Source organism: Salinivibrio sp. SS3, from assembly GCF_001722105.1.
Classification (GTDB): domain Bacteria; phylum Pseudomonadota; class Gammaproteobacteria; order Enterobacterales; family Vibrionaceae; genus Salinivibrio; species Salinivibrio kushneri.
In genome coordinates this window covers 145,228-157,563 of sequence record NZ_MEBQ01000003.1, presented here as the reverse complement: position 1 = coordinate 157,563, position 12,336 = coordinate 145,228, and the positions used below count along the sequence as shown (strand labels likewise).

The following is a 12,336-nucleotide window of genomic DNA, read 5'->3' as shown; positions in this document are numbered from 1 at the left end:
TGCTAAACTGCCCTAGCGCTACGCCTGGGCAGTTTTCTTTTTAAATCTAGCGGTTATCCATGTGACTATTGTCCACTCCCATCGATTCCATAAAGCACATTCATTTAAAAGCCATTAACATCACGTAAACCAAGAAAGGCGACATGCTTTCCCATTTTCTCTTGGAGCGTATATCATTGCGGTCATCGTTCTGTCTTGAGTTAGGTTGAATCACAAACTAGCTTTAAACAGATAAGGATAATAAGGAGTGTGACATGACAACGTACGATCTCAGACGCACGATCAGCAAAAGCCGTTATCCCAACCTGCTCACCTTGTTCGCGCTGTTGTGTCTGATGCTGGTCAGTCATGGTGTTAAAGCGAGACCCATTCTGACCCTTTATGGCGATGTCGCTAAGCACTCGTTTACCCGTGAAGAGCTGATGCAGCTGGCTGATCGTACGATTGAAACGAAAACCCCTTGGACGGAAGGTAAACAGGTTTTTCTCGGCGTGTCGGCACAAAAATTGTTGAAGACGCATGACAAGCAAGGTCATGCATTGAAAGTTCACGCCCTCAATGACTATTGGTCTAAGATACCGACTGACGAGATCAATAAGTACAACCCGGTCTTCGCCATAAAGAAAAACGGCGAATGGATGCCTATTCGTGACAAAGGGCCGATTTGGGTTGTCTACCCATTATCCGAGTTTAATCAATACGACAATGAGATTTTACATAGCCGCATGGTTTGGCAAGTGAACCGTATCGAAGTATTAGGAAAAGAATAACAACGGACTGATGGGCTCAATCCCGGTTTTTGCCTGCACCACGAGCCTCTAGACCAAACCACAAATTTGCTAGGCAACACACAGTAGTAAAGGATTGTAACGGCATGGTCAAGCGCCCTCTTATTGGTTTCATCATTTTTGTATTTACCACTTTAGCCTTCGCGGCCGGGGCGCTTTACCAGTTTCACAATGCCTACGCACGGCAAGCCCTTCATACCCAATTGTCCGCATGGGCTCTCGCACAAATGGAGCTTGAAACCTTAGAATTCCGTAATGAGCTCGCCTTGTACCTCGCCACCGCATCAGATAAACAATCTCTTATCCTCTCTTATGACATCTTATGGAGTCGCTATGATACGTTTTTAAGTAGCCAAGAGGCCGCGCCCATGCGCCGCACCTTTGATGCTGAGCCTGTGGTGCAGCGCGCGTTTCGTTTAATTCAGCAACATGAGCAAGCGGTATTGAATGGTGACAATCAGCGGCTAGAAGCCCTTCTGCATGAGATGGATATTGTTCTACCGCAAGTGCGTAACCTGATGGTGAATAACTTCACCGGCCCTGCCGCTATCGAGCAGCGCGCGTTTTTACAGCACCAGTTACAAACCATGTATGCGGCCATTTTTATACTGATGGTGTTGTTGATACTGTTTGCCTATCGCCTCTACCGTAATAGCAGTAAGCAACAGAAAATGGCATGGCACGACAGTCTTACCGGTCTACCCAATCGCAACTATCTGCTGGAATACCTCTACAAAGCCGCTGATAAAAAACAAATTCATACCTTGTTGTTGATCGATGTTCGCCGTTTTAAAGACATAAACGATCTGATGGGCTATGAGCAAGGCGATCTCGCGCTGACGCAGTTAGCCAATGAGCTGAAAAGCATGTGCTTGCCCTACGGCTATCCTTGCGCACGGATCAGTAGTAATGAATTTGCGGTTCTCGCATACACCGACAATCGCCACCTGAGCTTTTTTACTCAACCTTTGTGCAACGCGCTGCGAAGCGCGATCGACAGTGTCTATCCCGGCCATCGATTAGCGGTAGCCATCGGTGTCGCTAAGAGCCTCGATTTGGATGATAATGTCATCAGGAATCACCGCCAGTTTGCCAACCAGCTACTTAACAACGCCGATCTCGCCCTGATGAAGGCCAAGAAAGCGCCTGTGACACAAGATAGTGTTGATATCTTCAAAGCGGAGTATGAGCAAGAAGCCAAGCAACGTCGTCAATTACGCGATGAACTCAAGGCGCACCTCGACGACCCTTATCAAGATGCACTCTATGTATTGTTCCAGCCCATGGTGGCGGCGACGTCAACACGCCTTGGCTGTGAGTGTTTGATTCGTTGGGACCATGCTGAATTTGGCCCCATAAACCCAGCCCTCATCATCAATATCGCCGAAGAATCAGGCCTGGGTCGGGCACTAGGCGCTTGGCTTTTGCGCCAAGTCTATTTGGCATTAAACACCGAATGGCAGACCATCAATGAACGTATTGATATCGCCATCAATCTCTCCGATTCATTTTTCAACGAGTCCTTAATTGCCGATGTCATCACTGTCTTTTCCGACCACCCCGAGCAACGTAAGCAACTGATTTTTGAGGTGACAGAGACGATGACCATTGAAGATATGGGCCGCTTCAATCTGTTGATGAATCAACTGCGCGATGTCGGTATTCGGATCGCACTGGATGATTTCGGCACCGGTTGGTCATCCATGTCCGTACTCAGCCATCTGAATTTTGATAAAGTCAAAATTGATCGCTCGTTTGTCACCGGCATGGCCCATACATCGCGCCAGCATGTGCTGGTAGATACCATTTGTTATATGGCACACCAACTCGGTATTCGCGTGGTCGCCGAAGGCGTCGAAACACAAGAGCAACTCACCAGTCTAAAACAGATGGGCGTCGATGAATTTCAAGGCTACTTCTTCGCCAAACCGCTATCGGCGCTAGACTTTTATGCGTTCTGCATCGACCACTTAAATCATCAAGACAGGGAGTTGATTAATGATTAATCAAACACTTCTTCAATGTCGACCACTTTTGAACGGTTAACCGTAATTTTCCAACGCTGATATACCGTCGGCTGCCCCTTTATCCGCTGACAACTAACCAGGTTAAATTGATGCCGCTTCTCTACCGAGTCTTTGAGTACCTGACCTTCATTGAGCCGGTATAAGCGCTGACTACCGCGATCCATGAGGCGAGAAAAAGAGCGGAAGTCAAACTTCCACACGTCACGGGTGGTGTCATAGCCCGACAAAAAACGGGTCGTCTCGAGCTGTGTCTTCACTTTCAGCCTCACCACCGCTTCTTCTCGTTGACGAAGCTTACCACGCCGCAGTTTTTTCACTTCATCTGGCAGAGCAGCATAATCAATATAATCTAGCCACTCTAACTGCCGACCTATTTGTCGATTGGATGTAGGATCAATAAAGCGCTTTCGCCACTTGGGACGTCCTTTACGAATCCAGCGCCACAACGCATCACGTAGGTCATCTTTAAAGATCTCCCGCAACGCATACACACCCGCCATCGCCAACACGAACGATAACGTAATCTCGCCTAAGTATTGGCGTGCACGCACAATAACGGTAGTGACAAATAGCATCACAAACGCCGTCGCAGTGGCTTTAGCCAGTTTGTTTAGGTTTTTGCCTAGCGCCTGCGGCACTTGGCGAATCGTCACGGGAAACTCAATCAAACGGCGCGCAAGGCGCATCTTATTAACCATACGAGTGGGATCGCGGCGCGCTTTATCCGAGTTATAACGGTTGACGAGACGGTGCGCCTCTTCGGCTTGGCACAATTCAATCAATTGCTGGCGTACATCCTTGTAGACGTTTCCACGCGGCATATGGGCCAATAACGACAGAAAACGTTGTTCCGTTAACCAAGATAAATAATTATCTATATTATGGTAATACTTGAGTAGCTTGGTGTTTTGCGGTTTGTAGCGCCGGAGTCGTCGCAAAATCTCCACCGCCATCTCTATCGTGTCTTCTAATTGCTCTAGCGCCTGTTCATCCTCGAGCCCAGAAACGGATTCAAAAAAATCATGCGTCGCTTTTTCGAGCGATAGCGCATACTGATACGCATAGAGACTCAAACTGACTCGATATTGTTCGGTTGGCAGTTTGTCACGACTGGCCAGGCGAGCATGTACCAAGGGCAGATGATAACGAGACGTAAAATACGTCCGACTATTGGTGAGAACACGGTAATAGAATTCATCTTCAGACAGCACATGCTTACCAAACTTAAGCTCACCAGGGACAAAGAGATAAAACTCAACCTCTTGGGCACTGACTTCCTCGTTGAGTACAGCCACCCTAACTGATAAGCCCTCATGTTTGTCTACCGTGATCACGACTGCTCTCCTGTGAACGCCAATAAAGTTGCTACCAAGCGGATCCCCCATCATACCCATGCGGTCAAGGTGTTACGAGTATCGCACATTTATCGCAACACGAGTGAAAAACCGCCATATAGACAGTATTAAACTGTTCGTTTTTTAGTCAATCGATCGTGTTGGGGTTGCTTTCCACGACTCACGTGCATTGCCGCGATTGCTTACAAAGAAATTAACGGGGTTATCCACAGATACAGTAGATAACTTTACCCTCACAGCGCTAAATATAGTTTAGGTCGCACAATATCTAGTATGCATATGACGTCATCCTCTCCCAGATCCTAAACTAACCGCGAAGTCGCTTGGGCCAGTCGAGAAAGCAAAGCTGTGCATGCGTATTCGCGACCTCTGTCCAATGTTCGACCGGATACTGCACCACAGCCACCCCTGACGTCGGTAAGTTATCCTTAGTCATCCCCACGCCATATAGGTAATCGTTTAGTGCGGGGTTATGGCCAATAATCATCGCCACATCGTGTTCTAACTCAAGTGCTTGGATGGTATGAATGATTGCCGATGCATGCTCACTGTATAGCTTTTCCTCTAAAACAATGGGCGGCTTGTCGGCAAGCGTTTGTGCCACCAGCACGGCAGTATCTTTTGCCCGTTGCGCGGTGCTGGTCACAATCGTTTGCGGCTGATGCAGCCACGCGTTCAAGCGCTCCGCCATTTGTGGCGCTTGCCGAAATCCTCTCGGGTTGAGCGGACGCGCGTGATCATCAAGGCTAGGATCATCCCAACTGGATTTTGCATGGCGCATGAGAAATACCGTTTTCATCGTCTCCCTCCTTGTTCAATAAAAAAAGCGAGCCACGGCTCGCTTTTTGTTCACACGGGTACCTAGGCGGTTTAACTCGCCACAACTTGGCGTAAACGCTCCTGCACCACATTAACCAACAGGTCGGGCTGGAATTTAGAGATAAACTGATTACAGCCCACTTTCTCAACCATTGCCTCATTGAAGCTCCCGCTTAATGAGGTGTTCAATGCAATGTATAAATCACTCATCCGGCTATCAGAGCGCACTTCGTGGGTCAGTTTATAACCGTCCATTTCCGGCATTTCCGCGTCAGTGATCATCAGCAAAATTTCGTCACTCACGTTTTTACCTTCATCGCACCAACTCTTCAGCAAATGCAGTGCTTCCGCACCATTTTTTTTAATGATGCACTCGACACCAAACTGCGACAAGGTTTCACTAACCTGCGCCCGCGCCGTCGATGAGTCATCAACAACCAGGACTCGCTGTCCCGCCATATAAGGGGTCAAGTGGGGGTCGAGGACATCTTCAGAAACGCCAACTTCATACGCAACGATCTCAGCCAGTACTTTTTCCACATCGACAATTTCCACTAAACGCGTTTGCCCGTCAAAGTCTTGGCGAGTAATGGCCGTTAAGTAATTATTGCGCCCTGAACTGGAGGGCGGCTCCATGATCTCATCCCAGCCCATGTTTTTGATATTGATCACCTGCCCAACGAGGAATGCTTGGATAGTGCGGTTATATTCAGTCACGATAACGTTACATTCATCCGACATGCCTATCGAGCCCATGCCGATGGACTGGCGTAGGTCAATCACCGGAATAGATTTGCCACGAATCATGGCAACGCCACGAATATTAGGATGCGATCCCGGCATTTGGCTGAGCTTTGGCACTTTAATGACTTCACGTACTTTAAACACGTTGATGGCAAAAGGTTGGGTAGAGCCAAGGTAAAACATTAAAAGTTCGAGGCGGTTTTCACCCACCAATCGTGTCCGCGAATCTACCGAATCTAAAATATTGGTCATAGTTCACTCAACCGTCGTGTTACTGCTCATTCGCATTTATCCGGACACGTAAACCCTTGCTAACGTGCCTCAATGTTGGGGGCTTTTGTGTCGCGTTGCACTGTGACTTCACGTCCCGTGACAAAAAGCGTGTGTCATTCTTATTTTAGGTAAGATACAGCCACAGGCAACCTCTTTGCGTAAGGTGACGCCTAAATGACTGGCTCACCGAGTCTATATCTTTCGCTATCTTAGCAAAAGGCATGGCTTAAAAGCGTGGTATACACCACGTTTAAATGAGACTATCAATAAGTTTCAAATGTGAGACAATAGCAGGCAAAAGTTTTATCTTTTCGCCCGTTAGCCCTATCCTTGGGGGTAAGAATAGGTGATCAAAGACAACACTGTTACCATACTCAAAAGAATGACGATAACACGCAGAGTGATGCTATGAAGAGCAAAGCGAATCAAGCACAAGGCATGTTGATGTTCCGCCTCACCGCCACCCAATCTTTCGCGATCGGGACGCTAAAGGTACGAGAAATCATCCCCTTTCAGCCGCTCACGGATTTGCCGGGATCTCACCCAACGGTGATCGGAACCACTAGCTTCCGTGGCATCGCCACCCCTGTCATTGATATGGCAAAAGCGATTGGCTACAAACCCGTTGCTAAGTCAGAATGGGAGTCTTGCTACATTATCGTGACCGACTGTCAGCGTCGGGTGATGGGCTTTTTGGTACGTGGTATCGATAAAATCAGCGAGTGCGACTGGCGCTCTATTTCCGAGCCCCCTGAAACCTTGGGAACACGTGCTTTTTTAACCGGGGTGATGCACATCGACGATAAGCTGGTGCAGCTTCTCGATGTGGAGTACATCATGGAACACATTTTCCCCTCTGCGCCTGATAAATTACACCCCATCCTAGCTGACGTGGATCGTGAAAAGCTTAAACCGATGAATATCCTCTTGGTCGATGATTCACTGACCGCTAGGCGACAGCTTTCAGAGGCACTCGACAGTATCAATATTCCTTACTTTGTCACCAACAATGGCCTAGAAGCGCTGCAAATGATGAAAAATGCCGCCTCTGCAGGCAAGCCATTTGATATCATTGTCAGCGATATCGAAATGCCTGGGATTGATGGCTATGAGTTAGCGTTTGAAATCCGCAGCGATGATAAACTCGCCGAGGCGTATCTTATCCTCCATACCTCATTATCGAGTGATATCAGTGTTGATCGTGCGAAACAAGTCGGGGCGCACGAAGCACTAACGAAATTCGATGCCACTGAGCTGGTACAGGCCATGTTGCGCGGCGCAATGATGAAAACATCCGGCTCATCGGTCAAGCTCGAAGGCAGTCCAACCGATTACTAAGGGTATGACCGCATTATCGGTGAGCCTTGATATGTGTCATGACACTGTCAGTGCTCACCTGTTATCGTTGCCACCATCAATTAGCGAAGAAGGTAGGGTGACGGTTTAGCCAGCTGAATGGGGTTGTTGATAAACAGGCCTCACCATGTCTTTTCTTCACCCGCCTGTTTTATTCAAGTGTTTAAAAACTCCCCACTTCAAGCGCAAAAAGACTGGGTTTGCCGCAGCGCTTGTGGTTTAATTTTTTCATACTTCAAAAAATAGAAGGCGACTACTATGACCAGCGTATACGAGATTGTTAAGCACTCACGACAAAAGAACAAATTGAAGCGCGAAATCCAGGACAACGACAAGAAAATCCGCGACAACCAAAAGCGGGTGGTGTTGTTAGAAAACTTGCTCGACTACATCCAGCCTGAGATGTCGTATGAAGAAATCGTTGAGATCATCAAAAACATGAAAGGCGATTATGAAGATCGCGTTGATGACCACATCATCAAAAATGCGGAGATCTCTAAGCAGCGCCGTGAAATCAGCCGCACTATCAAAGAGTTAACCAAGCAAAGTAAGAGCGGTAAGTAATTCCGCGAGCACAAAAAAACAAAAGGTCTACGAGTCAGTAGACCTTTTTGATAAGCCTCCTAGCTTCCCTCGCTTCCCCACACGAAAACGCCTGACCTCATTGATGCGCCACCGTACCTCTGAACGATGATATCTATCAGAAAAATCTTTATTAATCCCTTACATTTACTACGCCTTTTATACGTTATTTTTCACCAATTTAGGTGAAATATGGCAATTCGGTTATCAATGTATTGACATCGTTAGTAAAGATCAATAATTATAATGATATCCATTATCATTTGATTTTGGAGTTAAGGTAGTGACGAAGAAGTACTGCAGGGACGCAGCCTCATCATGCCCTGCAGGGTTGTGACGTATAAGGATAATTATGAACACCATAAAAGCAGTCGGCTTTTCACTCTCGCCGCTGGCGTTAGTGATCAGCGCCCATCTCGCCCATGCCGCCCCTTCTGCGGCCAATACCGAAACCATCATTGTAACCGGTAGTAAGATTCAAACGACCATCGCCGATTCCGCCAGCACCAACTGGGTGATCACCAATGAAGAGTTAACCCGTGAAATTCAAGGCGGTGAGTCATTAAAAGGCGCGCTCGGGAAGCTGATCCCAAGCTTTGACTTTGGCAGCACCAACGCACGCACCAACGCCTCACAGAATTTACGTGGCCGCAGCGCGCAAATCATGATTGATGGCGTTGCTCTGAATGCTGCTCGAACCATCAGCCGCCAACTGGATAGTATCGACCCCTTTAATGTCGCGCGTGTTGAGGTACTGTCAGGCGCTACTTCCATTTATGGCGCAGGCGCAACCGGCGGTATTATTAATATCATCACCAAACGCGGTGAAGCGGGCGATGCGCAACTCGAGGTGCAGACTGGCGTCACCACTGGGTTTAACAACAGCGACGATCTCACCAAGCAAGCCGCGGTCGCGGTCTCCGGCGGCAGTGATAGCTTGCAAGGGCGCTTATCCGTCGCGTATGAAGGTAAAGGTGCGGCCTACGACGGCAATGGCGATCCTATCCTGCCCGATGTGACCCAAACCGATACCCAATTCAATGACAGCATTGATGTGATGGGTAGCCTCGATTATCGCCCTGATGACGAACAGCACCTCTCCCTAACCGCGCAATACTATGACAGTCAGCAAGATACGGATTATGGGATTGATTACGGGCCTAAAACTAGTATTCCAGTTGGTGCGATATATCCCAAATATGCTGGCTTTGGTAATGTTGAATTATATTCAGGACTACTAGATTCATCATATCTAAAACGTTCCAATGGTTTATCGTTAGATGAGCAGCCTTTTACCGAAAGGTTGATGCTTAACACTCAATATAGTCACGCTAATGTCGCTGGTCACTCCCTTTTGGCTCAAGTCTATTACCGCGAAGAGACATTCGGGAACTTTCCCTTTCCAATGATTTCCGAGTCATTCAAGCAAAAAGTTGATTACGCTCTTTCTGGTGATATATCAGCTCCCACACTAGCATTCGGTGCCTCAGAGCAGAGCAATGACGTACTAGGCGGAAAGCTGCTGCTACAAAAAGACTTTACTCAGGCAACACTAAACTATGGTGTGGACTATTCACATGAGACTTTTAGTGCATTTCAACGTATTTATGACCCATCGGTTAGTGCAGCTAGTCAGGGGTTAAACTTTAAACACAAAGCAAATATCGATCGTTATCCTGACTTCACCACACAAAATGTCGGTGTCTTCAGCCAAATTGATTGGGAAATCACAGATAAAACCAACTTGTTCGCTGGTATTCGCTATCAAAATACGGAGTACGATGGTGATAGTTTTGTCAGTGCATATAAGCAACTCGCTACACTGCTAGACGGAAAACCGCAGGCAGAAGCTATCCCTGGCGGTAAAGCGGATAAAGATATATGGCTCTTTAATGCCGGTATTAAATATGATCTTACTGACAAGCAGCAAGTATGGGCAAACTTTAGCCAAGGCTTTAACATGCCTGATCCCAGTAAGTTTTACGGCTATGGCTCATATTCTGGCTCTGCTTTAGATGATTACGTTAGCGTCAGTAATGTAGGCCTTGATGGTCAAAAAACAGATTCTTACGAGCTTGGATGGCGCCTCAGCAATGCGTCATTTAACACTCAGTTATCTGCGTATTATTCACTTTCTGACAAAACCTATAAATACTCTAATACACAGCTCGAATTAGACAACAATGAGCAGCGTATTTATGGCTTAGAAGGTCAAGTCAACTACTATATTTCTGATAATTGGTACTCTCGCTTGCAAGGTCATCTTGTCGAAAGTGAGGAAAAAGATAAAGGCACTTGGAAAGACTTGAGTATCTACACCGCCAGCCCATCAACTGCGATGGCAGCGATCGGATACGATAACTTCGATTGGGGCACTGAGCTTAACCTGCAACATGTTGGTGACTTATCAGATAAAGAGGGTGATCGCCTCGAGGGCTATGAACTTGTCGGTCTCAATGGTTATTACACCTTGCCAGTCGGTCAAATTAACTTTGGTATCCAAAACCTACTGGATAAAGATTACCTAACTATTTGGAGTCAAAAGGCACAAAAAGTCTACAGCCCAAGTATTCCAGCGGATCTAGTCACCTATCAAGGTGTCGGCCGCACCTTTAGCTTAAGCTACAGCGCCACGTTCTAATGATGTTCCTTTTCGCGCCCAGTCCTCGCTGGGCGCCTTTTCTCTCAATGTGTTTCACCCATAGTTGCACCACAATATTGCCCAGTAAGCCCGTGTCTGTAAGTAGTTGTGATGACACACCCTAAAAGCGCGAAACAAACCGCAAGGTGGCAACCGCTCACCTTGACCTTGATTGCTGCCTTGATGGGGATTGGTCAGAATGGACTCTTGGTCTCGCTCCCCCTACTGGTGGCGCAAGGTGGCTTTTCACTGTCGACATGGGCAGTGATTATTGCTGTAGGAAGCGTGTTATTTCTCCCTGCCGCGCCATTTTGGGGACGGATCAGCGACCAACATGGTCCTAAGTTTGTGGTCCTGCAAGCACTAGCCGGCATGGCGATTAGCTTCGCGTTATTGCTCGCAGCGACACTGGGCGCACAGAGCAGCGCTACTCAGTGGCCTTGGTTGGCGCTTGCGGTACTGGCTCGGGTGATCTACGGCTTAACGGTCGCAGGGATGGTGCCTGCTAATCAGCATTGGGCCGTGTTACTCGCCGGGGAAGCACGCCGTATGCAAGCGATTACCTCCATTAGTATTGGCTTAAGCCTCGGCCGACTCGCTGGCCCATTGATTGCCTCAGCCGTATTAGTGATCAGCCCCTACGCTTCACTGACGTTGATGCTATTGCTGCCCGTATTGGCGGCACTGGTTGTCAGTGTGATGCCTCACTGCGCGGGTAAAAAGGACGAATCTCATTCATTCGCCAATCTGTGGTTAGCGCCCAAAGCCATTTGGCCCTACATGGGTTACGGCCTTGCCGTATGTGCAGCGATTGCTCTGTTGCAATACAATCTCACCCCCATGCTCAATCACCTCACCGAATGGTCCGCTGATCATGTCAGCCAAGCCATCGGCTATTTACTGACATTAAGCGGTATCGCCACCTTAGCCGTACAAGTGTTGATGGTAAAAAGGCAGCGTCTGAGCACCGAGCGTATGCTAAGCATTGGCGCAATCAGTTTGGTGACAGGCTACGCGATGCTATTGATGCCAAATTTTGCCGCGTTAGTGATGGCAATGCTGGTGATATCTGGCGCCTGCGCACTCCTTATCCCTGCCTATACCAGCCAAGCGATGCAACAACTTGACGATCAACCGGGAAAGGTCAGTGGTTATATTGCCATGGCCCATACACTGGGTTATGGACTCGCGTCCCTGCTAGCAACGCTCACGCTCAGTTATCCGCCACTGCCTACGGTCACCTGCATATTGCTTTCCTGCGTGGTTGCCATTGGGATATTTATTATCAAACCGCCCGCTCCGTCTTGCTAACTCAGCTCTCTTAGCAAGCTTTCGCTGCTCGTGCGTCCGATCTCTAGGCAGCGAATAATACTTAATCACTGCCGCCAAGCTTGGTAGGGCATGTTTTTGACTTAAACGTCGCCAAAAACTCAAGAAGACGACTTCGACGGAGCGGCGCACCAATGACATGGCCTTGCACACGCGTGCAGCCTTTTTCTCTCAAAACGTCGATTTGGTTTTGATTCTCGACCCACTCAGCGACCAACTCTATATTGAGTAAGGTCGCACTCTGGCAAATTGATGACAAGATCACTTCATCCGTTTCACTCTGACCGATTTGACGGACAAAGCGACCATCAATTTTTATCACGTCAAAAGTAGGCCATCATGGGCTGCGGTCTCCTATCATCGCCGCATGGACTGGCGGGGACATACGCTCAGCATGATTGCCCGAGTCGGGCAACACAATC

The 12,336-nt window shown here is 48.0% G+C and carries 10 protein-coding genes; 6 read left to right on the top strand and 4 right to left on the bottom strand.

Annotated features, from left to right (window positions below; genetic code table 11):
* The first annotated feature begins 254 nt into the window (after positions 1-254).
* Together BGL48_RS01225 and BGL48_RS01220 are read left to right on the top strand one after the other, a co-directional pair.
* Positions 255-770: a hypothetical protein gene (locus tag BGL48_RS01225; protein WP_069360945.1), complete on the top strand. Its 516-nt coding sequence runs from the start codon at positions 255-257 to the stop codon at positions 768-770.
* Positions 771-874: 104 nt separating this feature from the next.
* The gene (locus BGL48_RS01220; RefSeq protein ID WP_069360944.1) at positions 875-2,794 is read left to right on the top strand and encodes a putative bifunctional diguanylate cyclase/phosphodiesterase; all 1,920 of its coding nucleotides are present in this window, start codon (positions 875-877) and stop codon (positions 2,792-2,794) included.
* On the opposite strand, the gene BGL48_RS01215 is transcribed toward BGL48_RS01220, so the two are convergent.
* From BGL48_RS01215 to BGL48_RS01205, 3 genes are all read right to left on the bottom strand, one after another.
* Positions 2,791-4,149, bottom strand: a complete 1,359-nt coding sequence (locus tag BGL48_RS01215; RefSeq protein ID WP_069360943.1) for a hypothetical protein — start codon at positions 4,147-4,149, stop codon at positions 2,791-2,793. The two genes, BGL48_RS01220 and BGL48_RS01215, sit on opposite strands and share 4 nt — an antisense overlap.
* 328 nt (positions 4,150-4,477) lie before the next feature.
* Positions 4,478-4,969: a SixA phosphatase family protein gene (locus BGL48_RS01210; RefSeq protein WP_069360942.1), complete on the bottom strand. Its 492-nt coding sequence runs from the start codon at positions 4,967-4,969 to the stop codon at positions 4,478-4,480.
* A gap of 71 nt (positions 4,970-5,040) precedes the next feature.
* The gene (locus BGL48_RS01205) at positions 5,041-5,985 is read right to left on the bottom strand and encodes a chemotaxis protein CheV (RefSeq protein ID WP_069360941.1); all 945 of its coding nucleotides are present in this window, start codon (positions 5,983-5,985) and stop codon (positions 5,041-5,043) included.
* A 429-nt stretch (positions 5,986-6,414) separates the two neighbouring features.
* On the opposite strand from BGL48_RS01205, the gene BGL48_RS01200 reads away from it, so the two are divergent.
* From BGL48_RS01200 to BGL48_RS01185, 4 genes are all read left to right on the top strand, one after another.
* Positions 6,415-7,344 carry a chemotaxis protein CheV gene (locus tag BGL48_RS01200; RefSeq protein WP_069360940.1) on the top strand — a complete coding sequence of 310 codons (930 nt, stop codon included), beginning with the start codon at positions 6,415-6,417 and terminating at the stop codon, positions 7,342-7,344.
* 276 nt (positions 7,345-7,620) lie between these two features.
* Positions 7,621-7,926 (top strand): DUF496 family protein, encoded by a 306-nt coding sequence (locus BGL48_RS01195; protein WP_025744875.1) that lies wholly within the window; start codon positions 7,621-7,623, stop codon positions 7,924-7,926.
* Positions 7,927-8,296: 370 nt separating this feature from the next.
* Entirely contained in the window at positions 8,297-10,585 is a 2,289-nt protein-coding gene (locus tag BGL48_RS01190; RefSeq protein ID WP_069360939.1) for a TonB-dependent receptor, read from the top strand.
* Positions 10,586-10,696: 111 nt separating this feature from the next.
* Entirely contained in the window at positions 10,697-11,896 is a 1,200-nt protein-coding gene (locus BGL48_RS01185) for an MFS transporter (RefSeq protein WP_069360938.1), read from the top strand.
* Between the two features lie 61 nt (positions 11,897-11,957).
* Here BGL48_RS01185 and BGL48_RS01180 read toward each other — a convergent pair whose 3' ends face one another.
* The gene (locus BGL48_RS01180) at positions 11,958-12,236 is read right to left on the bottom strand and encodes an EAL domain-containing protein (RefSeq protein WP_069360937.1); all 279 of its coding nucleotides are present in this window, start codon (positions 12,234-12,236) and stop codon (positions 11,958-11,960) included.
* Between the last annotated feature and the right edge of the window lie 100 nt (positions 12,237-12,336).

Excerpts from the sequence above, each read along its gene's own strand:
- BGL48_RS01225 (WP_069360945.1), top strand. The coding sequence starts at position 255 with ATGACAACGTACGATCTCAGACGCACGATCAGCAAAAGCCGTTATCCC.
- BGL48_RS01220 (WP_069360944.1), top strand. The coding sequence starts at position 875 with ATGGTCAAGCGCCCTCTTATTGGTTTCATCATTTTTGTATTTACCACT.
- BGL48_RS01190 (WP_069360939.1), top strand. The coding sequence starts at position 8,297 with ATGAACACCATAAAAGCAGTCGGCTTTTCACTCTCGCCGCTGGCGTTA.
- BGL48_RS01195 (WP_025744875.1), top strand. The coding sequence starts at position 7,621 with ATGACCAGCGTATACGAGATTGTTAAGCACTCACGACAAAAGAACAAA.
- BGL48_RS01210 (WP_069360942.1), bottom strand. The coding sequence starts at position 4,969 with ATGAAAACGGTATTTCTCATGCGCCATGCAAAATCCAGTTGGGATGAT.
- BGL48_RS01205 (WP_069360941.1), bottom strand. The coding sequence starts at position 5,985 with ATGACCAATATTTTAGATTCGGTAGATTCGCGGACACGATTGGTGGGT.
- BGL48_RS01185 (WP_069360938.1), top strand. The coding sequence starts at position 10,697 with ATGACACACCCTAAAAGCGCGAAACAAACCGCAAGGTGGCAACCGCTC.
- BGL48_RS01200 (WP_069360940.1), top strand. The coding sequence starts at position 6,415 with ATGAAGAGCAAAGCGAATCAAGCACAAGGCATGTTGATGTTCCGCCTC.